This is a genomic window from Sphingopyxis sp., from assembly GCF_035998905.1.
Classification (GTDB): Bacteria; Pseudomonadota; Alphaproteobacteria; order Sphingomonadales; family Sphingomonadaceae; genus Sphingopyxis.
The window spans coordinates 272,624-294,440 of sequence record NZ_DASYHG010000030.1 but is presented as its reverse complement, the minus strand read 5'-3'; the positions used below and the strand labels follow the sequence as shown (position 1 = coordinate 294,440).

Genomic DNA, 21,817 nt, shown 5'->3' with positions numbered 1-21,817 from the left:
GCGCCCATTGCCAATCGAAACCAATCGCGGCATAGGGCAGCGGCCCTTTCCTCCCCGGGTCCACTGGCGCAGCTGCGCCGACCAGAGGGTGCTTGCATGACTGAATTTCTCGATCGCTCCGGCCTGTCCGTCGATTCGCGACTGACCGACTTTGTCGAGCAGCGCGCGCTGCCGGGTACAGGCCTCGATGTCACGAAATTCTGGGCCGATTTCGCGGACCTGCTCGGCAAATTCGCGCCCGAAAATGCAGCGCTGCTGGCGAAGCGTGAGGATTTGCAGGCGCAGATCGACGCCTGGCACGAAGCGCGCGCCGGACAGGCGCACGATGCCGCCGCCTATCAGGCGTTCCTCCGCGACATCGGTTATCTCGTCCCCGAACCCGCCCCGTTCCACGTCGGCACGCAGAATGTCGATCCCGAAATCGCGACGATGGCGGGGCCGCAGCTCGTCGTGCCCGCGCTCAACGCGCGCTTCGCGCTCAACGCCGCCAATGCGCGCTGGGGCAGCCTTTACGATGCGCTCTATGGCACCGATGCGCTCGACGCGCCGCCCGCGCGGCCGGGCGGCTATGACGCCCAGCGCGGTGCTGCGGTGATCGCGCGCGCCAAGACGTTCCTTGACGAAGCCGTGCCGTTGGCATCGGGAAGCTGGGCCGACTGGCAGGGTGGGCAACTCGCGCTTGCCGATCCCGCGCAGTGGGTTGGCAGCAAGCCCGGCGGCATCCTGCTCCGGCACAATGGCCTGCACATCGAGCTTGTAATCGATGCCGACAGCGCGATTGGTAAAAGCGATCCCGCGGGCATCGCCGACGTCGTGCTCGAAGCGGCACTGACGACGATCATCGACCTCGAGGACAGCGTTGCCGCCGTCGACGGCGAGGACAAGGCGCTCGGCTACACCAACTGGCTCGGCCTGATGCGCGGCGACCTCGTCGAAAGCTTCGCCAAGGGCGGGCAGGCCGTCACGCGCGCGATGGCGGCCGACCGCGAATGGACCTCGCCGTCGGGCGAGCCTTTCGTCCTCCACGGCCGCAGCGTGATGTTCGTGCGCAACGTCGGCCATCTGATGACGACGCCGATGATCAAGCTGCCGAACGGTGCCGAGGCGCCTGAGGGGCTTTGCGACGCGGTGATCACCAGCCTCTGCTCGCTCCACGACCTCAAGGGGCTCGGCACGCTGAAGAACAGCCGTGCGGGCAGCATCTATATCGTGAAACCCAAGCAGCATGGCCCCGAGGAATGCGGCTTCACGAACCGGCTGTTCGATGCCGTGGAAGATATGCTCGGCCTCGCGCGCCACACGATGAAGGTCGGGGTGATGGACGAAGAACGGCGTACCTCGGCGAACCTCGCGGCGTGCATCCACGCGGTGAAGGACCGCATCGTCTTCATCAACACCGGCTTCCTCGACCGCACCGGCGACGAGATTCACACCTCGATGCGCGCGGGTCCGATGATCCCCAAGGGCGAGATGAAGGCGAGCGACTGGATCGCCTCCTACGAGGATCGCAACGTCCGCATCGGCCTTGCCTGCGGGCTCAGCGGCAAGGCGCAGATCGGCAAGGGCATGTGGGCGATGCCCGACCTCATGAAAGCAATGCTCGAAGCCAAGATCGGCCATCCGAAATCGGGCGCGAACACCGCGTGGGTGCCGTCGCCGACCGCCGCGACGCTGCACGCGCTCCACTATCATCAGGTCGATGTCTTCGCTCGGCAGAAGGAGATCGCGGGCGAAGCGGTGCCCTCGCTCGACCGTCTCCTGAACATTCCGGTCGCCACGGGACGCAACTGGAGCGAAGCCGAAATCACCCGCGAACTCGACAATAATTGCCAGGGCATCGTCGGCTATGTCGTGCGCTGGATCGATCAAGGCGTCGGCTGCTCGAAGGTTCCAGACATCGACGATATCGGCCTGATGGAAGACCGGGCGACGCTGCGTATTGCCAGCCAGGCGCTCGCCAACTGGCTGCTTCACGGCGTCTGCACCCCCGAACAGGTCGACGCCGCGCTGACGCGCATGGCGGCGAAGGTCGACGCGCAGAATGCGGGTGATGCGCTTTACGAAAAGCTGACCCCCGACGGTATCGCGTACCGGGCTGCGCGCGCGTTGATCTTCGAAGGCGTGACCCAGCCGTCGGGCTATACCGAGCCGTTGCTGCACAAATATCGGCAGGCGAAAAAGGCGGCGTGAGCGGCGGGCAGCTGACGACCGGTTTGCGGCTATAAAGTCCTCCCTGCGGCGAAGCCGTGGGGAGGGGGACCATGCGCAGCATGGTGGAGGGGCAGCGAGTTTGCGCCATAGGCCCCTCCGTCAGCGCTTCGCGCTGCCACCTCCCCATCGCTGCGCGACAGGGAGGATATCAATGCGTCATCCCGGACTGATCCGGCACCTGCCTTGCCTTTCACCGTCCGCCAGAAGAAAGGCGGGTGCCGGGTCAAGCCCGGGATGACGACAGGAGAGAAGTGTCCTTCGTGAACCCCGGCGAAAGCCGGGGCCCAGAATTCCAACATTGGCTTGGCTTCTCCGCACTGGGCCCCGGCTTTCGCCGGGGTTCACGAGAGGGCCGCTTCCCACCCCCAGGCCCCGCCGCTATCTCGCTCACGATCGTCGCTAGCCCCATTGCGCAGTGCCGCAATGGCATGTAGAACAAAATGGCAACATAATCGGAGATCCCATGTCCGCTGCCGTCGATCCCGCCTATCGCCATTATCCGAAGCGGGCCGAATATCGCGCGCTCGTCGAAACCGGCGGCGCGGTGATGAAGCTCTATCATCTGGCCGCCGCCGATGCGCCGGTAGCTGAAGTTGTAGCAAGGCTCTGCGACCAATGGTTCGCCGAGCATGCTTCGGCAGTGCTGGCCGAGGGCGATTGCGGCTTCGTGATCCTCCATCGCTGCGGCGCCGATTTCTATTTCCTGCTCGTGTCGGTGTGGCGGGGGTCGAACGAACTGTGGGAAGCCGTGTGGTATCGCCACGGCGACATGCCGGCGTTTGCGCCCTTCGATCCCGGCTATCCCATGGCGCCCGGCGTGGTGCGTCCGACCTTCTGCGTCTGGGAACTGGGTATCGTCGCGCACGAGAGCGCGGCGTGGAGCCGTTACCTCGCGTCGCCGCGCGACACAGCCGCGCGGTCGCGCTGGGTTGAAGATGTGTTCGAGGGCGTCGTATAGGGCGCGCCCTTTGGCGGTATTTTTCCGGGAGTTTTGACGTGCAGATTGCGGTGCTGACCTTCGACGGCTTCAACGAACTCGATTCGTTCGTCGCCGCGGCCATCCTGAATCGCCTCCGCGGGCAGGGCTGGGAAGCGCAGATCACGTCGCCGACACCGCAGGTTACCTCGATGAACGGCGTGACGATCGAGCGGCAGCAGCCGCTCGATTTCGCGGCCAAGGCCGACGCCGTGATCATCGGCAGCGGGATCAAGACGCGCGAGATTGCCGACGACCCGCTGATGCTCCAGCGCATCCGGCTCGACCCGGCGCGGCAATTGATCGGCGCGCAATGTTCGGGGACGCTGCTGCTCGCGAAACTCGGGCTGATCGGCGACCTGCCCGCGTGCACCGACCTCACGACCAAGCCATGGGTGATCGAGGCCGGGGTCGAGGTACTCGACGCGCCGTTTGTAGCGCACGGTAATGTCGCGACCGCTGGCGGCTGCCTCGCGTCGCAATATCTCGCCGCATGGATCATCGCGCGACTCGCCGGGACCGCCGCGGCGGAGGAGGCGCTCCATTATGTCGCGCCGGTCGGCGAAAAGGCCGAATATGTCGACCGCGCGCTGGCGGTAGTGCGGCCGTTCCTGCCGGTGGAGGCGTTGGCTCGCACCGCATAGCTGCGGCCCCGTACAATATAGCCCTTTCGTGCTAACGTCCGGGGTAGCGGGAGGACGCATGGCGATGCACGCAGAGCAGGATTTTCCCTGGTATGATGATCGGCCGGTGGCCTTGGCCTGGGCGGACTGGATCATTGTGCTTGCTGCGCTCGCGATCGGGTTCGTTTTTCTGGTCTCGCCTTTGCTGCCTGCAATCGTCGGACAGCGATGGGCGCCCGTGCTGGCACCTTTGTTGTTCGTTGCGGTCCCGCTGGGTGCGCTCGTCTGGCGCGCGGGACCGTCGTGGCGACGGATTTCTAACGGTTTCCGCTGGAGCTATGTGGGGTGGGGCGTCGCGATCGGCGTGTTGAATATTCTGGTGACGATCGCGATCGGGCTGATCGCGATAAAGACGATGCCCTTGTCGCACAACGCGGTTGTCGAGGGACTTTCCGGGGGCGCTGCACCGGGAGCGCTGGTCCAGTTTTACATGCTGTCCGCGGTTCAGCTGTTCGGCGAAGAGCTTTTCACCATCCTGCCTTTCCTGTTCCTGTTGTGGCTGGGGACGAAGCATCTCGGCCTGTCGCGGCATCATGCTGTGCTGTTGGGGTGGATCGGATCGGCGCTGCTGTTCGGTGCGATCCATCTTCCTACTTATGGGTGGAATATCGCGCAGGCGGTATTGCTGATCGGGACGGTGCGGCTGGTGCTGATGCTCGCTTATCTCCGGACAAAGAGTATCTGGGCGTCGACAATCGCGCATATCGTCAATGACTGGTGGGCATTCACGCTGGCGATCCTCGCGGGCGGTACCGCATAACTGGCGATCCCGTACAATACGGCTTGCCCCGGCGTGCTATAATCCGGCATTTTGCAGCGTGCGCAAACTGGGGGCAGGGCGATGACGGCACCATTTAATTTCGGGCAGCTCAAATTTCTGAAGGCATTGACCGAGGCGCTGTTTCACGACGCCGAGATGGTGATTTCGGCCGATCAGGTCGTCGCCAATGTCTGTGACCTGTTCGAAAAGGTCGGGGGGACCAAGCTCGACGAGATCCAGCTGTCGCTGACCGCGACCGAGATCGTGCTCGGCGGACCCTTCTTTACCGAGGACGATGTCGCGGGGCGCGCCGAAAAGCTGCGCGACCGGCTGCAGAACAGCCAGATCGACCTGTTCCAGGATATGGCGCGGCTGCGCGGCGTCATCTACGCCTGCTATTACGGTCATTGGCAGCCGGGGCTCGAGCCGGGCGACCAGGGCGCGAACGCCCATAATCCGGTACACCGCCAGATCGGTTTCACCCTACCCAAATTCCGGCAGCGTGGTGGCTATGATGTGCCGCTGGCGCCGATACGCGGGCGCGAGATCGACCCCGCCCATATCCTCGATGCCGCCAGCCTCGAGGACGAATATGATGTCGTCGTGATCGGTTCGGGCGCCGGCGGCGGGGTCGCCGCCTATAATATCGCGGCGCAGGGCTATAAGGTGCTGATCGTCGAAGCGGGACCCTTCTATCCCAGCCACGCGATCACGCATCACGAGCTCGACATGATCGCGAAGCTCTACAAGCATGGCGCGCTGCAAACCTCGACCAATCGCGATTTCGTGGTGTTTCAGGGGCGCTGCGTCGGGGGGTCGTCGACGATCAACAACGGCATCTGTCTGCGCGTCAACGAGCCGGGGCGCACGCACCCCGACGCAAAGGACGTGCTTGCCAAATGGGCGAGCATCGGCGCGCCGGTCGACGCCGCCGCCTTTCATGCCAGCTATGACGCGGTGCAGGCCAAGCTGGGTATCGCGCCGATCGAGCCGCGCAGCGGGCGCCACAACGGCCCGCACCTGATCGAGGGTTGGCACGCCTATGCCGCGGGGTCGGCCAACCCGCGCGACAGCCGAGCGATCGCCGACTGGTTCGCCAAGAATTTCGGCCCGCCGAATACGGTCAACGCCTGCGCTTATTGCGGATATTGCAATTCGGGCTGCGCCTATGGCCGCCGCATGGGGATCGCGCAGACCTATTTGCCCGAGGCGTGCCGCGATTTCGGCGCGCGCATCCTGCCGGGGACGAAGGCCGAACGGATCGTGTGGCAAACCGCCTATGACGGCCGGCGCGAGGCCGAGGCGGTGAAGCTGGTCCTGCCCGACGGGTCGAAGACATTGGTGCGCGCGCGCGTCGGCGTCGTCGTTGCGGCGGGTACGATCGCCTCGTCGAAGCTGCTCGACCGCAGCGACATCGACGGCACCGGCTATCAGGTGTCCTTGAACGTCGCCTCGCCGGTCGTTGCGCTGATGCCCGATGGGGTCGGCGGCGACGCGTGGGACGAGGACCAGATGTCGAGCTATGTCGATTGCGGCGATTTCCTGCTCGAAAGCCATTTCCAGCCGCCGATGTCGATGGCCTCACTGATGCCGGGATGGTTCGGCGACCATGCCGCGCGGATGAAGAATTTCGGACGCGTCCATTCGGCGGGTATCCTGTTCCCGGCCGACCGCCGCGGGCAGATCGTCGACGGTAAGTTGAAGTTCAGCCTCGACACCAGCGACGATTTGCCGGTGCTGCGCGATGCGATGGCGACGCTGACGAAGGTGCATTTCGCGGCGGGCGCGCTCGAATGCTATCCGGCGCTCGCGAAGGGGCAGAAGATCACCCCCGACATGGATGTCGACGCTTTCTTCGCGCAAGCGATCCGCGAACAGGACGATGTCACCCTGTCGAGCAGCCACCCGCATGGCGGCAATGCGATCAACGAAAATCCGCAATATGGCATCGTCGATCTCGATTGCCGCGTCCACGAAACGACCAATGTCTTCGTTACCGACGCGAGCGTCTTCCCGAGCTGCATCCGCGTGAATGCGCAATGGACGACGATGGCGATGGCGCAATATGCGACCGGGCGCGGCGATCCCTTTCGCTGAGGCGCAATCGCGCCTACATGCGCGCGCATGTTCGAGGTTGCCGCCCTTTACCGCTTCGCGTCGTTCGACGATCCCTCTGCGCTGCGCCAGCCGCTGATCGACCTGTGCGCGGCCGAAGGGGTGAAGGGGACGCTGCTCCTCGCGCGCGAGGGTATCAACGGCACGATCGCGGGCAGCCGCGCGGGAATTGCGGCGTTGATCGATCATATCCGCGCGCTTCCCGACTGCGCGCTACTCGATGTCAAATATTCGACCGCCGCCGACATGCCGTTCCAGCGCATGAAGGTGCGTTTGAAGAAAGAGATCGTCACGATGAAGGTGCCGGGACTCGACCCCGCGCGCGAGGCCGCGCCCTATGTCGATCCCGCCGACTGGAATGCGCTGGTCGACGATCCCGATACGGTGCTCATCGACACGCGCAACGGCTTCGAGGTCGGCTATGGCAGCTTTGCGGGTGCGGTCGATCCCGAAACGAAGAGCTTTGGCGACTTCCCCGACTGGTGGCGCGCTAACGCCGATCGTTTTGCGGGCAAGCGCGTCGCGATGTTCTGCACCGGCGGCATCCGCTGCGAAAAATCGACCGCCTTCCTGCGGCACGAGGGCGTCGAGGACGTTGTCCACCTGAAGGGCGGCATCCTCGCCTATCTCGAACAGGTGCCCGAGGCCGACAGCCGCTGGCACGGCAGCTGTTTCGTCTTCGACGAGCGCGTGAGCGTGGGGCACGGGCTGGTCGAGGTCGGCGACACGTCCGGCCCCGACTGAACCGTCAGGAAAGCGTTACCGTATAGGTCACCCGGTAATCGCTGGCGTCGCCGCCCAGCGTCTTCGTGAACGTCCCGGGTGCGTCGCCGAGATCGATCGTCCCGATATTGTCGCTGCCGCCGATATCGTCGAACTCGCGCAGCTGGAAACTCACCGGCTGGTCGAACTCGAAGCTTTGGGGCACCACCCTGCTCTCCCCCTTCTTGATCGAATAAATCTCGCTTTTCCCTTCAGGAAAGCGCTGCCCCGTGTTGAAGCGGAGGAACAGCTGGTCGGGCAGGCCGAGCCCCAGGCGCCCGGTCAGCTTGACGCATTCGACGCGGATGTTCGACAGCGTCAATTTCCGCGCCGCCGGCCGCACAGCGGGGGCGGGTGCCTTCATCGCGACCATCGTCACCGGCGGGATGACCGCGCCGGGGTCCTTCGACAGGCGGTCGATATTCTCGCTCGCTTGCCCGGCATATTTGCCCGCCGGAAATTCGGCGAGATAGGCGCTGAAACCGCGGACGCTGTTTTCGGCCATCGCTCCCTTCCACAACAGCTCCTCCAGCCCGCCGCGGTTGCCGGGCGCCGGGGCGTTTGCCGTCGCCGTGCGCGGCACCAGATAGACCGGCGTGCCGGTGATGCTCGCGCTCACGAACGGCCGCTGGCTGCCGGCAGTTGCCTTGAGCACATCGTCGCGGATCAGACCGCCGAGCAACTGCACCGGCATATCGGGCTGCGGCAGGTGTTTCGCGAGCGACGTCGCGAAAGGCGAATTGCCGCTCGTCCCGTCGGCGGCGGTCTGCCCCGGCGCGGCGGCGAAGATCACGAGCACATCGTCGGCCTCGACCCCTGCAAGACCATTCACCACCGCGCGCGTTCCCGACCGCCATGAGCGTCCGAACGGATTGTTGCGGCACGAATCGAGTATGATCATGCGGATCTGCGCGCCCGACACCGATTCCATCAGCCGGTCGAGGTTGATCGCCTCATAGGGCAGGTCGAGATCGGACTTCAGCTGCGCGTCGGTCGGGATCAGCCAGTTCTTGCCCTGCGCCTCGATCCCGTGTCCGGCATAATAGACCATCGCGACCTCGGCCCCGTCGGCCTTGGCGCGAAAATCGCGCATCGCCTTCTGGAAATCATTGACCGCGAGGTCGGCGGCGACGGTGACATCGTCGAACCCCGCCTGCTTCGCCGACGCGGCGATGATCCTGATGTCGTTCGCCGGGTTCACCAGCCGGCTGGTGTTCGCATAATCGCCATTGCCGATGATCAGCGCGACCTTGCGCGCTTCGGCCGCCGAGGGTGCGAGAAGGAACAGGGCGGTGAGGGTGACAAGCCAGAATCGGATCATCGCGATATCCTCTCTTCGCTAGGCGGGGCGTGCCGCTCCATATTCGGTCCAGCCGAACGGCCGCGGTGTTTTCGGAATGTAAGCGGCCGCCTGCCGATCGACCGCGAACCCGGCTTTTTCATAGGCCTCGCTGATCGGCCGGGTGAGGTGGCAATTGCCGCCGACGCGCTTCCACACCGGCTCGATCCGCCGCTGCCACTTCGCGACCCCGGCATCGGGCGCGGCGCCATGTTCGAGGAAGAGCGCGGTCCCACCGGGTTTCAGGACGCGGCGGATTTCGTTCAGAACCGCCGCCTGATCGCCAACCGAACACAAAGTGAATGTCGTGACGACCGTATCGAATTGCCTGCTTTCGAAGGGCATCGCTTCGCCGACGCCTTCGCGAATATCGGCCTCTATCCCGCGCGCGGCAGCGGCCGCGACGCTCATCGTCAGCAGTTCGGGCGAGGGGTCGAGCCCGCTGAAGCTCTCGATCTGGCCCGGCCGATAGAATTCCATGTTGATGCCGCCGCCGCAGCCGAGTTCGAGTACATGGCCGCGCGCGTGCGGCACCACCTTGCTGCGCAGCTTCATGATCTGCCCCTGCGAGCAGGCGCATTTGATCAGCCGCGGTACCCCATGACGTTCCCACCAGCTTGCCATTCGCCAGTCTCCCCCTTGGCGTGGAAGGTGACCCTTGCTAGCGCTATTGGCAACACCCATCTGTGCCTGCCCGCACAGTCAACGAAAGATCGCCATGCCCGCCGTCCACCACACCAAGATGCTCATCCTCGGCTCCGGCCCCGCCGGCCTGTCGGCCGCCATCTACGCGGCGCGCGCGGGCATGATGCCGATCGTGGTGCAGGGTCTGCAGCCCGGCGGCCAGCTGACGATCACCACTGACGTCGAAAACTACCCGGGCTTCGCGGAGGTCGTGCAGGGCCCCTGGCTGATGGAACAGATGACCGCACAGGCGATGCACGTCGGCACCAGCATGATCTGGGACACGATCGTCGATGTCGACTTGTCGCGTCGCCCGTTCAAGCTGACCGGCGACGGCGGCGACGTATACATGGCCGACACGCTCGTCATCGCGACGGGGGCACAGGCCAAATGGCTCGGCGTTCCGGGCGAGCAGGAGCTCGGCGGCAAGGGCGTCTCGGCGTGCGCAACGTGCGACGGATTCTTCTATCGCGGCAAGAAGGTCGTGGTGATCGGCGGCGGCAATACCGCGGTCGAGGAAGCCCTGTATCTGACGAACCACAGCGACGATGTCACGCTGATCCACCGCCGCGACCATCTGCGCGCGGAAAAGATCCTGCAGGACCGGCTGATGGTCAATCCGAAGATCAAGATACTCTGGAACAAGCGCGTCGATCGTTTCGTCGCGGGCGAGGGCGTTTCGGGGCTGGTCGGCGTCGACCTGATCGACACGGTCACTGGCGAGGCGAGCCATGAGCCGACCGACGGCGGCTTCGTCGCGATCGGCCACAGCCCGTCGACCGAGCTGTTCAAGGGCAAGCTGCCGCTCGACGACGATGGTTATCTGCAGGTCACGCCGGGTACCTCGCTGACTTCGATCCCCGGCGTTTTCGCCGCAGGCGACGTGACCGACAAGGTCTATCGCCAGGCGGTGACCGCGGCGGGCATGGGCTGCATGGCCGCGCTCGACGCCGAACGCTTCCTCGCCGAAGCCGAATATCACGCGATGGCCGAGGCCTGAGGCGGCGCGGCGGCCGCTAACGACAGTAAGGGAGCGTTGCTGCCATTTGGTCATCACGCTATCTTCGCGACATGAGCTACCAAATGCCGAAATATGCTGGAGCAATCCTTGTCGCGTGCGTTGGGCTCACGCTGTCTGCTTGCTCGGAGCAAGGCAGCGAAGAGACCAAAGCGAAAAATGTATCAACGACCCGCTCTCCACTACCCAAAACCGAGTTGGATCGAGCTGCACATGCTGCTGCCCAAGGGGACGTTGAGGGAGAGATGGCTCTGGCCTTCCATTTCTCCGACTTGGGCGACGAGGAAAAATCCAGATATCATTTCGAAAAATGTTTGAAGGGCGGGCACCCAGAATGCCTCATCGAGCAATCTAGCGCACTTTACGCTGAGGCGATGGACAAAAAAACACCCCCGCGAAGCAGAGCCGAACTTTTCGCCGAAGCCCTTGGTTATGCTGATCGAGCAATAGCATCGGACAAATATCGCAATTATGCTCGCCTTGAGGGATATCGCGCTCAACGCGACGAGATAGTTGAGCAGCTCTCGTCTTTGAAGTCGAAATAGCACCCGCTAACCACCCCAAAACTGACATGGGCATCGGGGCGGGCGCTATCGTTCCAATATGCCCAAAATCCGCTCGGCTAGCCAAGCGCCATCATCGCCCGCAAAGCTGTGCGACGTGCTGTCGAGGCGCTCGACCAGAGCGCGGCCCAGCGCCGCAGGGCAGTTTTCCGTAAAAGCCTGTGCGGTCCGGTCGCCGGTTGCGAGCAGGATCGTTGCGGGCGCGTCGAGCGCGGCGAACGCGCCATCGATCCGAGCCGCGAGGCTATCGGGCGTAGCGGGCACGGCCGGCGCCTTGAGCGCCGACAGTCCGCGCAGCAGCTTCCGGAAATCGACTTCACCCTTCAGCAGCCGAAGCAGGCTTTTCGGATCTTTCAGCCGCGACAGGTAACGCGCGCGGATCGCCGAGGCCGGGGGCAGTGCGGGTTCGTCGGTCTCCTCGGTTTCGCCGTCGTAAGTCCATGGATTGGCGACGATCAACCCGTCGAGCGCGAGCGGCTGGTGGAGCAGCAACGCACTCGCCGCATCGCAATTGCCGAACGCGACGATGCGTGAGACATGTGGCGCCGCTGCGCGGAATGCCGTGATCGCTGCGGCGATATCGGGACCGCTGCTCTCGAACCCGCCGTTCGCGCCCTCGCTGTCGCCGATTCCGCGCCGGTCGAAACGGAACACCGGATGGCCCGCTTCGGCGATGCGGGCCGCGAGCATCGCCATCCCGCGATGCGCGCCGCTGCGAATCTCGTTGCCGCCCGACACGATCAGCAGGCCCGTCGTGCCCGCCGCCTCGTCGAGGCTCGCGGCGAGAGCCGCGCCTTCGCAGGCGAAGCTCAGCTGATGCCGCATGTCGTGCTCCATGCGGCGATGTCGGCGGCGATCGCGGCCGCCATCGCGCTGTCTTCGCCCGGTTCGGCACGCAGCCAGAGCGGCGTTCCGGCGATGCCGTCGGTGCCGAGGCCGACGCTGCGCAGGGGCGCGACCGCTTGCGCCTCGCTGGTGCCGAGCCCGGCGACCATGGCGGGCGACAAAAGATTGCCGGCAAGCAGCAGCGGTGCAGTTTGCACCTGCTCCTGCAAGCTTTCGAGCGACGAGGTCCGTCCGGCCTCGCGATCCGCACTGACGCGCGCGCGCATCAGGGTGCGGAGCAGCGAGGCGCCGCCGACGGGGGCCAGCCGCCACCACGCAGCCGCTTCCGCTCGATGATCGATCAGCGCGCCGCCGCGGGCCGATGCCACGATGAGCGGACCGTCGATGGTCGCTGCGACGTCGGCGAGCGCGTCCTGCCAGCGCGCCAGATTGACCTCGACCAGCGGCACAAGGCTCTCATTCTGCCCGGGGAGGTCAGGGAGCCATGCCGCAAAGCCACCGACCGCGAGCGCGCGCATCGCGAGCACCAGTGTGCGGCGCGTGCGGTTCGCTTCCTCGAACAGCGGCGGGACGATGAGGACGGTGGCGCGGGGGACGCCCGCGGGGTCGATGCGCAGGATATGTTCGCTCATGCGCGCATCCGGGGTCAGTCGGTCACTTTGCGCTGCGAAAAGGCGAGCAGATTGCCGTAGGTTTCAAAGATTTCACCATCGATCTCGTCATCGTCGATGATGATGCCGAGCCGGTCTTCCATCTCGGTCAGCACGGTCGCGACCGCCATCGAATCGAATTCGGGCAGTTCGCCGAACAAGCCGCTGTCTTCGGTCAGCGCGGCAGCGCGTGCCTCGCCGAGGCCGAGCACGTCGGCGAGCAGGGCGCGAAGGGTGGCGTCGACGGAGCTGCTATCGGTCACGTTTCTTTCCTCAACAGGGAACGGGCAAATGCCTTCAATGCCGGTCCCCATGCCGCGACGCGCGACGGATTGAAAGCCTCGATGCGCCACAGCGGATCGTGCCGGTTCATCCAGTCGCGCTTGTACCCGTCGTTGCCGGTGCCGAAATCGACGCGCTTCACGCCGTCGATCTCGATGACATGGCGGAACAGCGCCGCCGACAGCAAGGTGCCGGGGGAGGCTTTCAGGCTGTCTTCGACATGCGCGAGCTTGTGGATGAAGGCGGTGCCGTCCTCGACGGTCCAGAATTGCGCGGCGACGGGGATGCCGTCGATGCGCGCGATCCCCATCCGCAGGCGGCCGCCGGCACCTTCGGCCTGGGCAAAGGCGCGGAGCAGCGCGGGATGCCCTTCTTCGGGTTTCCAGCTTGCGGCGTATATTTGTTCATAGGCCGCCCAGCTTCCCGAATCGAATTCGGCGAGCAGTTGGATGTCGACGATGCCCTTCTTCGCCTTGCGCTGGACGGTGTTGCGCAGCGCGCCGGGGCGGCTGGCCCACCATGCGTCATGGTCCATATCGCCGAGGTCGAGCCAGTGGCGGTCGCCGGCGGGCGTCGTTTTTACCCACCAGCCCGCGGCGCGGAGTTCCGCGACAAGCTCGCCCGGATCGACCACGGGAAAAAGCGTCAATCGGGCGGCCTTTCGGCGAATTCCGGAAAAGAGCGCGCGGAGTGCGCCCTCGCGATTGCCGTCGCCATCGAAAAGCGGGCGGATCGAAAAGCTGTACCAGTTGGTCAACCCTGTGAAGTCGCCGGGCTTCTCGATGCGTAGCGGTAGCCATGCCGTCGTCGCACCGGCGCTGCCGTGCGCGTCAAGACGGGCCTGACCCGCAAAGCCGTGCGCCTCGAGCAGGTCGAACCACGCGGCGCGGTCGAAGGGCGACGCAAAGCCGGCCGCGCGCGCTGTGGCGGGCAGCCATTCATCATTAGCGTGATGTTCACCGTTCCCTTGCATGGTGCCGCCCTCTATCACTTCACTCCTAACAGCCGATGACCAAAGCCGAAAACCCATCATCGAGACCGCTCGACCATCTCGCCCGCCGCGGCGCGCCCGACGCGGCCGCGCTGCTGATCGGCGACCGCGTCACGACCTTCGCCGAACTCGATGCGGGTGTCGGACGCCTTGCGTCGTGGCTGCTCGAACAGGCGGGCGGCCCCGGCGAGCGCGTCGCAAGCTGGAGCGCGAAGACGCGGCTTGCGTGCCTGATGCCGCTCGCCGCGGCGCGCGCAGGGCTGATCCATGTGCCGGTCAATCCGCTGCTCAAGGGGCCGCAAGTCGCCCACATCCTGTCCGACAGCGGCGCGAAATTGCTCGTCACGGGTGGCGCGCGCGCCGATGCGCTCGGCGGCGGCCTGCCCGGCGAATGCGCGGTACAGGATTTGAAGATCGCCGAAGAGGTGATCGATTCGGGCGGGCAGGGGCTGCCGCCGTCGATCGCCGAGCCCGATGACCTTGCCGCGATCCTCTATACCAGCGGCTCGACCGGCCGGCCGAAGGGCGTGATGCTCAGCCATGCGAACCTCTGGCTCGGCGCCGAAAGCGTCGCCTCCTATCTGGAGATCGTCCCCGACGACCGCGTGCTCGGCGTCCTGCCGCTCAGCTTCGATTATGGCCAGAACCAGCTGCTTTCGAGCTGGTATGCGGGGGCAGCGGTCGCGCCGCTCGATTATCTGACTGCGCGCGACGTCGTGAAGGCGGTCGCGCGGCACAAGGCGACGACGCTCGCCGGAGTGCCGCCGCTCTGGGTGCAATTGGTGGAGGCTGAATGGCCTGCCGAAACCGCAGCGTATCTGGGGCGCCTCACCAACAGCGGCGGGGCGCTCACACCGTCGCTGATCGACGCGATGCGCAGGACGTTCCCGCGCGCCGACATCTACCCGATGTACGGGCTGACCGAGGCGTTCCGTTCGACATATCTCGACCCGAAACTCGTCGCCGACCATCCGACATCGATGGGGCGCGCGATCCCGCACGCGGAGATTCTGGTGTGCCGGCCCGACGGGACGATCGCTGCCGACGATGAGCCCGGCGAACTTGTCCATTGCGGCCCGCTCGTCGCGCAGGGCTATTGGCAGGACGAAGAGCGGACGGCGCAGCGTTTCAAGCTGGCGCCTGCCGGCTCGCGCTATGGCGGGATGGCGGTGTGGTCGGGTGACACGGTGCGTCGCGATGCCGATGGTCTCCTCTATTTCGTCGGGCGCGACGATGCGATGATCAAGACTGCGGGCAACCGCGTCAGCCCGACCGAGGTCGAGGATGTCGCGGTCGCATCGGGGCTGATCTATGAAGCGGTCGCGTTCGGGGTGCCCGATCCGCGGCTCGGCGCCGCGATTATCCTCATCGTGCGCGGCAAGGACGGCGCCGCCGACGAGGAAGCGCTGGCCGGATATCTCCGCCAGAACCTGCCCAATTTCATGCAGCCGCAGGCGATCGAATGGCGCGACGCCCTGCCGCGCAACCCCAATGGCAAGCTCGACCGCGTGGCAATCGCCGCCGATTGGGCAAAGGAGGTGACGGCATGAAGCCGCACGGTCCGATCCCGCCCGGCTTTCGCGCCGATGCGGGCGGCATGCTGCTGATCGGCGGCGACCGCGCCGAGGCGCTCGCCGACATGGCGGGCGACACCCCGCTGTTCGTCTATGACAGCGCGATGCTGGCTGCGCGCGTCGCCGAATGGCGCGCGGCGATGCCCGCCGAAGTCCAGCTTCACTATGCGATGAAGGCGAACCCCTATGCCCCGCTGCTCGCCTTCATGGCGACGTTGGTCGACGGGTTCGATGTCGCGTCGGGCGGCGAGCTGAAGGCCGCGCTCGCGAGCGGGATGGCGGCGGGCGACATCAGCTTTGCCGGTCCCGGCAAGCGCGACCGCGAGCTCGAAGCCGCGATAATTGCCGGCGCGACGCTCAATCTCGAATCGGCCGGCGAAGCTAGCCGCGCACTGTCGATCGCCGAGCATCTCGGCCTCACGCCCAGCCTCGCGGTGCGCGTCAATCCCGACTTCGACCTCAAGGGGTCGGGCATGAAGATGGGCGGCGGCGCCAAGCCCTTTGGCGTCGACGCCGCCGAGGTTCCAGCGCTCGTCCGGCGCTTGCTGGACGCCGGCGCCGACTGGCAGGGTTTCCATATTTTCGCTGGATCGCAGGCGCTTGACGCCGACGCGATCGCCGATACGCAGGCGCAGACGGTAGCGCTCGCAGCAAAGCTCGCGAACGAAATCGGCGAGACCCCGCCGCTCGTCAACCTCGGCGGCGGCATGGGCGTGCCCTATTTCCCAGGCGACAAGCCGGTCGATGCCGCAGCCGTCGGGGCGGCGCTCGCTGGGACGCTGGCGGCGCGCGACCCGATCCTCGCCAAAAGCCATTTCGCGATGGAACTCGGCCGCTGGCTCGTCGCCGAAGCCGGCGTCTACCTGACCCGCATCGTCGACCGGAAGACGAGCCATGGCGAGACCTTTCTCGTCACCGACGGCGGCCTCCACCACCAGCTCGCCGCCAGCGGCAATTTCGGTACCGTGATCCGCCGTAACTATCCGATCGCCGTTGCGAACGCGTTCGGCGCCGAACCGGCGGAAACGGTCTCGGTCGTCGGCTGTCTCTGCACGCCGCTCGACCGGCTCGGCGACCAGGTCGCGCTGCCGCATGCGGGAATCGGCGACCTGATCGCGATCTTCCAGGCGGGGGCCTATGGCGCAAGCGCGAGCCCGGCCGCCTTCCTGGGGCAGGGGCCGGCGCGCGAATTGCTCGTCTGACACCGCGAAACCTGTTCCTTATCGGGACAGTTTAGAAGCGGTGCGGTCCAAACTTATGTCAATACTAACATTATGTTCACCCTTTTCGAGCAATGGCTGAAGCTGACGCAATGGCTGTCGCCGCGGAGTTTCCGGACCGCGGCTCCCCTGACGGCTCGAAAGGTTGATGGATTATGGCTTCGTTCCCCTCGCTTCGCATCGCGCGCGCCGCGCTCGTTTCGGGCATCGCCGCGACCGCGCTGACGGGCTGCATGGGCGCCGGCGGCAAGGCGCCGCAGCTGCCCAGCGCGACCTTCGTCCAGAACCAGGAAGGGCCGGGCGAGGAATATGTCATCGGGCCGCTCGACGAGCTGCAGATCTTCGTGTGGCGCAATCCCGAACTCGGCGGCAAGGTACAGGTGCGCCCCGACGGCCGCATCACCACGCCGCTGATCACCGACATGCCTGCAGTCGGCAAAACGCCGACGATGCTGCAGCAGGATATCAAGCTCCAGCTCAGCCAATATATCACCGATCCGATCGTCAGCGTGATCGTCACCAGCTTCAACAGCACCTTCTCGCAGCAGGTGCGCATCGTCGGCGCGACCGAAAAGCCCGCGTCGATTCCCTTCCGCGCCAACATGACGGTGCTCGATGCAATGATTGCAGTGGGCGGGCTGGGCGAATATGCCGCTGGAAACAAAGCGCGACTCGTCCGTTTCGACAAGGGCAGCGGCAAGCAGCAGGAATTCGGGCTGCGGCTCAACGACCTGATCAAGCGCGGCGACATCAAGGCGAATGTGCGGCTGCAGCCCGGCGATGTGATCATCATCCCCGAAAGCATGTTCTGACCGAAGGCCGCCGACCAACCCACCTCCCGAGGATAGATTTCGACCGATGAACAGCCTTTACGACGAATTCCGGGTGGCGCTGCACAGCGTCTGGACACGCCGGTGGCTCGTGCTGGCGGTGGCGTGGGGCATCTGCATTCTCGGCTGGCTGGCGATCGCGTCGATACCCAACCGCTATGACAGCCGCGCGCGCCTGCTCGTCGACATCAACGAAATCCTGCCCGACGAGGTGCAGGGCGGCGGCGGGCGTCCCCAGCTCGACCAGATCCGCGAAACGCTGACCAGCGCGCGCAACCTCGAAAAGGTCGCGGCGACGACCGGCCTGCTCCCCGCGGGCGCGAACGAGCGCGAAAAGGCCAGCGCGGTCGCGATGCTGCAAAAGAATATCAAGGTGATCCCGCAGCAGGACAATATCTTCGAGATCACATCGAGCGTGGCGGTCGGCAGCCTGTCGGACGCCGACAATGCGAAGCTTGCCTCGGGTGTGCTCGACAGCCTGATCACCGTGTTTCGTGACGACCAGCTGCGCGGCGGCCGGATGAACGCGCGCGAGAGCCTTAAATTCCTCGACGCGCAGATTGCCGACCGCGAAAAGGCGCTCCGCGAGGTCGAAGCGCGCCGCGGCGCCTTCGAGGCGCAGAATATTGGCATGATCCCGGGCGGCACCGGTTCGCCCGCGCAGCGCGTCGAGGCGGCGCGCGCCGAACTGAGCCAGCTCGATTCGCAGATCGTGTCGGCGCAGGCACAGCTTGCGGCGGCGAACGGCCAGCTTGCCTCGACCCCCCAGTCGATCCCCGGCGGTGGCGGCGTCGGCGGTGGCGTCGCGCGCCAGCAGCTCGCCGGCGCGCAGAACGAACTGTCGTCGATGCGCGCGCGCGGCCTGACCGACGCGCATCCCGACGTGATCGCGCTCAAAAGCCAGATCGCGTCGCTGAAGGCCATGGCCGACCGCGAAGGCACGGGCGGCGGCGGCGGGATGCAGAATCCGGCCTATGCGTCGCTCGCCGCGATGCGCGCCGAGCGCCAGGCAACGGTCAGCGCGCTGTCGGCGCGCAAGAGCCAGCTGATGGGCGATATCGCCAAGATCACCGCGCAGCAGATCCAGAACCCCGGCATCGCCGCCGAATATGACCGGATCAACGGCGAATATACCGCGTTCAAGGCGCAATATGACAAGCTGCTCGCCCAGCGCGAACAGGTTCGCCTGCGCGGCGATGTGCAGACCGAAACCGACGCGATCAAGATCGAACTGCTCGATCCGCCGTCGAAGCCGACCAGCCCCGCGGCGCCCAACCGGCCGCTGTTCCTGACGCTCGTGCTGCTCGCGGGCATCGGCGGCGGTGTCGGCGCGGCCTTTGGCCTGTCGCAGATACGCACCAGCTATTCGACCGCCAGCAAGCTCGAACGCGCAAGCGGCCTGCCGGTCATCGGGTCGATCACCGAAGTCGTGACGCCCGAACGTCATCTCGACCGGCGCAAGAAGCTCGTCTGGCTCGCGGGCGGTGGCGGCGCGCTCGTTGGCCTCTATGCGCTGCTGCTGGTCGCCGAATTTATCCAGCGCGGCATGGTGGCGTGACGGGGGACGATGACATGAACGACCAACGCAAAGTCAAGCGTCCGCCCTCGCTCCTCGAACGCGCGGCCGACATGTTCGGGCTCGATCCCGCGGCCAATGCGCCGACGATCGACGTATCGAACCTGCCGCCCGAGCCCGAGAAAAAGGTGAAGAAGGCGAAGACGGCCGAGCCTGCTGTCGAGGCACCGCAGCCCGAAGTTCTGGAACCCGTCGTCGAGGCCGCGCCCGCGGTCGAAGCGGCGCCTGCGCCGAAGCCTTCGCCGCGCAAGGATGTCGCGAAGGCGGCTCCGGCCGTCGTGCCGACGCGGCAGGGAACGATCGACCGCGAACGCCTCGCGGCGCGCGGCATGATCGTGCCCGGCACGCCGGTCACGGGCATTTCCGAAGAATATCGCATCGTGAAGCGCGAGTTGATCCGCAATTTCGGCGGCACCGGCAATCGCCCGATCCTGCCGCGCGGCCACCGCGTGCTGATCGCTTCGGCGAACCCCGGCGAGGGCAAGACCTTCTCGGCGGTCAACCTCGCGCTCAGCCTCGCGGTCGAGGCCGACCATGATGTGCTGCTGATCGACGCCGATATCGCGAAACCGAGCGTGCTCGAAGCGCTGGGACTGGAAGACGGCCCCGGCCTGATGGACGCGCTTGCCGATCCGCACCTGCCGCTCGGCGACTGCCTGATCCAGACCGACATTCCGGGGCTGAAAGTCATGCCCGCCGGCACCGGGCATATGCACGACACCGAACTGCTCGCTTCGGCGCGGACCGAAGCGCTGCTCGGCCAGCTCGAAGCGGGGGCGCCGGGGCGCATCCTCATCATCGATTCGCCGCCGGTGCTCGCGGCATCGCCAGCGGCGGTGCTCGCGGGGCATGTGGGACAGACGATCATGGTCGTGCGCGCCGACGAAACGCTCGAATCCTCGCTGCGCGACGCGATCGGCCTGATGGGTGCCTGCCCGCATATCCAGCTGCTCCTCAACGGGGTCAAATTCTCGCCGGGCGGCCGCCGTTTCGGCACCTATTACGGACAGGGAGGCGCGTGATGCGCACCACGACCACCATGCGTCATGTCGGGACGCTGGCGGCCTTGCTGCTCGCCGGGACGGCGACGGGCGCGCACGCGCAATTTTCGGGCGATCCCGGTGCGTCCGGCGCTGGCGACGCGCCCTCGGCGGGCGCACCTGCGTCCGAACCCGGCCGTTCGGCGAAGCGCGCCGAAGGGCGCCGCACGCAGCGGCAAGTCGACGTCAGCCCCTATCTGGAAATCGGGCAGGTGCTGACCGCCGACCTGAAGAATGGCGGCGACGTGCTGACGTACACGACTGTCGCGGCGGGGGTCGACGCCGCGATCGTCACGCGCCGCGCCGAGCTGTCGGCGACGCTGCGCTACGAACATCAGTTCGGCTGGGGCAGCCAAGGCGACACCGACGTCATCAGTGGTCTCGCGCGCGGCCGGCTGGAGGTCGCGCGCGGCCTCAACCTCGAAGGCGGCGCGCTCGCGACGCGGACCCGCGCCGACCGGCAGGGTGCCGACAGCGGGCTGTTCATCGGCGACGCCAGCAATGTCGCCAACCTCTATTCGGTCTATGCCGGCCCGACCTTTACGCGGCGTATCGGCGGCCTCGATTTCGGCGCCGGCTATCGCTTCGGCTATACCAAGGTCGATGTCGAAGAACCCGCGATCCTCGCGCCGGGTAGCCAGCCGCAGGATATTTTCGACAGCTCGACCAACCATGTCGCCTGGGCCAGCCTCGGCGCGCGGCCGGGCGATCTGCCGTTCGGCTGGCAGGTATCGGGCGGTTACGAGCGTGAAGATGCGAGCCAGCTCGACCAGCGTTACGAGGGCAAATATGCCCGCGCCGACGTCACCGTGCCGATCGGTCCGACCGTCGCCCTGCTTGGCGGCATCGGGTACGAGGATATCGAAATCGGCCAGCGCAATCCGCTGCTCGACGTCAATGGCGTCCCGGTGCGCGATGCGAACGGGCGTTTCGTCACCGACAAATCGAGCCCGCGCCAGCTGTCGTTCGACACCGACGGGCTGATCTGGGACGCGGGTGTGATGTGGCAGCCGAGCCGCCGCACCTCCCTTACGGCACGAGTGGGCCGCCGCTATGGCGACACCATCTACACCGGCAGCTTCGCCTATCGCGCCGACCATGCGACGACGATCCAGATCGGCGTTTATGACGGGCTGTCGAGCCTCGGCCGCGGCCTGTCGGGCGGGCTTGCGGCGCTGCCGACGCAGTTCGATCCGACGCGCAACCCGATCGGCGGCGGGATCAATCCGTGCGTCTTCGGCCAGCAGGGCGGCGGGTGCCTGAGCAACCAGCTCGGCAATGCGACTTCTGCGCAATATCGCAGCCGCGGCGTACAGGCGACGCTGTCGTCACGCTTCCGCGGCTGGAGCTATGGTGTCGGCGTCGGATACGACCAGCGCAAGTTGCTCGCGCCGCTGCTGTCGCCGATCGGCAGCCTCAACGGGACGAAGGACGACAGCTATTATCTGTTCGTCTCGGCGGGGCGCCAGCTCGACGTCGATTCGGATTTCAGCCTGTCGGGCTACCTCAATTATTATGACAATGGCGCGCCGGGGACGAGCGACGTCCAGTCGGCCGGGCTGTCGGCCGCCTATTCGCGGCGCTTCTGGCGCAGCCTGACGGGGACCGCGGCGGCCAGCCTCAACGCCTTCGATCAGGACGGCTTCAACAGTCAGCTTATCGGTTCAGCTTTGGTGGGACTGCGTTACAACTTCTGA

General features: G+C 65.9%; 20 protein-coding genes. 14 read left to right on the top strand and 6 right to left on the bottom strand.

The genetic code is table 11. The features are described 5' to 3' along the window. Positions 1-96: 96 nt before the first annotated feature. The 6 genes from VGN62_RS20890 to VGN62_RS20865 all read left to right on the top strand — a co-directional run bounded on the left by VGN62_RS20890 (position 97) and on the right by VGN62_RS20865 (position 7,489). Entirely contained in the window at positions 97-2,190 is a 2,094-nt protein-coding gene (locus VGN62_RS20890; protein ID WP_327457580.1) for a malate synthase G, read from the top strand. A 484-nt stretch (positions 2,191-2,674) separates the two neighbouring features. Continuing rightward, positions 2,675-3,169 carry a hypothetical protein gene (locus tag VGN62_RS20885; RefSeq protein WP_327457578.1) on the top strand — a complete coding sequence of 165 codons (495 nt, stop codon included), beginning with the start codon at positions 2,675-2,677 and terminating at the stop codon, positions 3,167-3,169. Between the two features lie 38 nt (positions 3,170-3,207). Further along, positions 3,208-3,831, top strand: coding sequence for a DJ-1/PfpI family protein (locus VGN62_RS20880; protein WP_327457576.1), 624 nt, complete (start codon positions 3,208-3,210; stop codon positions 3,829-3,831). Between the two features lie 58 nt (positions 3,832-3,889). After that, the gene (locus tag VGN62_RS20875) at positions 3,890-4,630 is read left to right on the top strand and encodes a type II CAAX endopeptidase family protein (RefSeq protein WP_327457574.1); all 741 of its coding nucleotides are present in this window, start codon (positions 3,890-3,892) and stop codon (positions 4,628-4,630) included. An 81-nt stretch (positions 4,631-4,711) separates the two neighbouring features. Then, the gene (locus tag VGN62_RS20870) at positions 4,712-6,727 is read left to right on the top strand and encodes a GMC family oxidoreductase N-terminal domain-containing protein (RefSeq protein ID WP_327457572.1); all 2,016 of its coding nucleotides are present in this window, start codon (positions 4,712-4,714) and stop codon (positions 6,725-6,727) included. Between the two features lie 27 nt (positions 6,728-6,754). Then, entirely contained in the window at positions 6,755-7,489 is a 735-nt protein-coding gene (locus VGN62_RS20865) for a rhodanese-related sulfurtransferase (RefSeq protein WP_327457570.1), read from the top strand. A gap of 4 nt (positions 7,490-7,493) precedes the next feature. On the opposite strand, the gene VGN62_RS20860 is transcribed toward VGN62_RS20865, so the two are convergent. Beyond that, positions 7,494-8,828 (bottom strand): caspase family protein, encoded by a 1,335-nt coding sequence (locus VGN62_RS20860; RefSeq protein WP_327457568.1) that lies wholly within the window; start codon positions 8,826-8,828, stop codon positions 7,494-7,496. An 18-nt stretch (positions 8,829-8,846) separates the two neighbouring features. Further along, positions 8,847-9,470 (bottom strand): class I SAM-dependent methyltransferase, encoded by a 624-nt coding sequence (locus VGN62_RS20855; RefSeq protein ID WP_327457566.1) that lies wholly within the window; start codon positions 9,468-9,470, stop codon positions 8,847-8,849. A gap of 94 nt (positions 9,471-9,564) precedes the next feature. On the opposite strand from VGN62_RS20855, the gene trxB reads away from it, so the two are divergent. Together trxB and VGN62_RS20845 are read left to right on the top strand one after the other, a co-directional pair. Beyond that, positions 9,565-10,530, top strand: coding sequence for a thioredoxin-disulfide reductase (trxB, locus tag VGN62_RS20850; RefSeq protein ID WP_327457564.1), 966 nt, complete (start codon positions 9,565-9,567; stop codon positions 10,528-10,530). Between the two features lie 83 nt (positions 10,531-10,613). After that, a complete protein-coding gene (locus tag VGN62_RS20845; RefSeq protein ID WP_327457562.1) occupies positions 10,614-11,093 on the top strand; it encodes a hypothetical protein in 480 nt (159 codons plus the stop codon). Between the two features lie 45 nt (positions 11,094-11,138). Here VGN62_RS20845 and VGN62_RS20840 read toward each other — a convergent pair whose 3' ends face one another. Genes VGN62_RS20840 through VGN62_RS20825 form a run of 4 tightly spaced genes read right to left on the bottom strand, consistent with a single transcriptional unit; the run spans position 11,139 to position 13,862 of the window. Beyond that, the gene (locus tag VGN62_RS20840) at positions 11,139-11,936 is read right to left on the bottom strand and encodes a hydrolase 1, exosortase A system-associated (RefSeq protein ID WP_327457560.1); all 798 of its coding nucleotides are present in this window, start codon (positions 11,934-11,936) and stop codon (positions 11,139-11,141) included. Continuing rightward, positions 11,921-12,589, bottom strand: a complete 669-nt coding sequence (locus tag VGN62_RS20835) for a hypothetical protein (RefSeq protein WP_327457558.1) — start codon at positions 12,587-12,589, stop codon at positions 11,921-11,923. Before VGN62_RS20835 ends, VGN62_RS20840 begins: the two co-directional genes overlap by 16 nt. 14 nt (positions 12,590-12,603) lie before the next feature. Then, positions 12,604-12,870, bottom strand: coding sequence for a phosphopantetheine-binding protein (locus VGN62_RS20830; RefSeq protein ID WP_327457556.1), 267 nt, complete (start codon positions 12,868-12,870; stop codon positions 12,604-12,606). Beyond that, complete coding sequence (locus VGN62_RS20825; protein WP_327457554.1) at positions 12,867-13,862, bottom strand: GNAT family N-acetyltransferase; 996 nt, start codon at positions 13,860-13,862, stop codon at positions 12,867-12,869. The genes VGN62_RS20830 and VGN62_RS20825 overlap by 4 nt, the downstream gene beginning before the upstream one ends. Positions 13,863-13,897: 35 nt before the next feature. On the opposite strand from VGN62_RS20825, the gene VGN62_RS20820 reads away from it, so the two are divergent. The 6 genes from VGN62_RS20820 to VGN62_RS20795 all read left to right on the top strand — a co-directional run bounded on the left by VGN62_RS20820 (position 13,898) and on the right by VGN62_RS20795 (position 21,817). Further along, complete coding sequence (locus tag VGN62_RS20820; RefSeq protein ID WP_327457552.1) at positions 13,898-15,430, top strand: acyl-CoA ligase (AMP-forming), exosortase A system-associated; 1,533 nt, start codon at positions 13,898-13,900, stop codon at positions 15,428-15,430. Further along, a complete protein-coding gene (locus tag VGN62_RS20815; RefSeq protein WP_327457550.1) occupies positions 15,427-16,656 on the top strand; it encodes a pyridoxal-dependent decarboxylase, exosortase A system-associated in 1,230 nt (409 codons plus the stop codon). The genes VGN62_RS20820 and VGN62_RS20815 overlap by 4 nt, the downstream gene beginning before the upstream one ends. Positions 16,657-16,829: 173 nt before the next feature. Continuing rightward, a complete protein-coding gene (locus tag VGN62_RS20810; RefSeq protein WP_414713309.1) occupies positions 16,830-17,486 on the top strand; it encodes an XrtA/PEP-CTERM system exopolysaccharide export protein in 657 nt (218 codons plus the stop codon). A 46-nt stretch (positions 17,487-17,532) separates the two neighbouring features. Further along, positions 17,533-19,062 (top strand): XrtA system polysaccharide chain length determinant, encoded by a 1,530-nt coding sequence (locus VGN62_RS20805; RefSeq protein ID WP_327457548.1) that lies wholly within the window; start codon positions 17,533-17,535, stop codon positions 19,060-19,062. A gap of 14 nt (positions 19,063-19,076) precedes the next feature. Continuing rightward, the gene (locus tag VGN62_RS20800) at positions 19,077-20,102 is read left to right on the top strand and encodes a P-loop NTPase (protein ID WP_327457546.1); all 1,026 of its coding nucleotides are present in this window, start codon (positions 19,077-19,079) and stop codon (positions 20,100-20,102) included. Continuing rightward, on the top strand, positions 20,102-21,817 hold the full coding sequence (locus VGN62_RS20795) for a hypothetical protein (protein ID WP_327457544.1): 1,716 nt from the start codon (positions 20,102-20,104) through the stop codon (positions 21,815-21,817). The genes VGN62_RS20800 and VGN62_RS20795 overlap by 1 nt, the downstream gene beginning before the upstream one ends.

Coding starts and splice junctions, on each gene's coding strand:
- VGN62_RS20870 (WP_327457572.1), top strand. CDS start 4,712: ATGACGGCACCATTTAATTTCGGGCAGCTCAAATTTCTGAAGGCATTG.
- VGN62_RS20810 (WP_414713309.1), top strand. CDS start 16,830: ATGGCTTCGTTCCCCTCGCTTCGCATCGCGCGCGCCGCGCTCGTTTCG.
- VGN62_RS20840 (WP_327457560.1), bottom strand. CDS start 11,936: ATGCGGCATCAGCTGAGCTTCGCCTGCGAAGGCGCGGCTCTCGCCGCG.
- VGN62_RS20875 (WP_327457574.1), top strand. CDS start 3,890: ATGGCGATGCACGCAGAGCAGGATTTTCCCTGGTATGATGATCGGCCG.
- VGN62_RS20890 (WP_327457580.1), top strand. CDS start 97: ATGACTGAATTTCTCGATCGCTCCGGCCTGTCCGTCGATTCGCGACTG.
- VGN62_RS20815 (WP_327457550.1), top strand. CDS start 15,427: ATGAAGCCGCACGGTCCGATCCCGCCCGGCTTTCGCGCCGATGCGGGC.
- VGN62_RS20825 (WP_327457554.1), bottom strand. CDS start 13,862: ATGCAAGGGAACGGTGAACATCACGCTAATGATGAATGGCTGCCCGCC.
- VGN62_RS20800 (WP_327457546.1), top strand. CDS start 19,077: ATGAACGACCAACGCAAAGTCAAGCGTCCGCCCTCGCTCCTCGAACGC.
- VGN62_RS20885 (WP_327457578.1), top strand. CDS start 2,675: ATGTCCGCTGCCGTCGATCCCGCCTATCGCCATTATCCGAAGCGGGCC.
- VGN62_RS20845 (WP_327457562.1), top strand. CDS start 10,614: ATGCCGAAATATGCTGGAGCAATCCTTGTCGCGTGCGTTGGGCTCACG.
- trxB (WP_327457564.1), top strand. CDS start 9,565: ATGCCCGCCGTCCACCACACCAAGATGCTCATCCTCGGCTCCGGCCCC.
- VGN62_RS20855 (WP_327457566.1), bottom strand. CDS start 9,470: ATGGCAAGCTGGTGGGAACGTCATGGGGTACCGCGGCTGATCAAATGC.
- VGN62_RS20860 (WP_327457568.1), bottom strand. CDS start 8,828: ATGATCCGATTCTGGCTTGTCACCCTCACCGCCCTGTTCCTTCTCGCA.
- VGN62_RS20865 (WP_327457570.1), top strand. CDS start 6,755: ATGTTCGAGGTTGCCGCCCTTTACCGCTTCGCGTCGTTCGACGATCCC.
- VGN62_RS20835 (WP_327457558.1), bottom strand. CDS start 12,589: ATGAGCGAACATATCCTGCGCATCGACCCCGCGGGCGTCCCCCGCGCC.
- VGN62_RS20820 (WP_327457552.1), top strand. CDS start 13,898: ATGACCAAAGCCGAAAACCCATCATCGAGACCGCTCGACCATCTCGCC.
- VGN62_RS20795 (WP_327457544.1), top strand. CDS start 20,102: ATGCGCACCACGACCACCATGCGTCATGTCGGGACGCTGGCGGCCTTG.
- VGN62_RS20805 (WP_327457548.1), top strand. CDS start 17,533: ATGAACAGCCTTTACGACGAATTCCGGGTGGCGCTGCACAGCGTCTGG.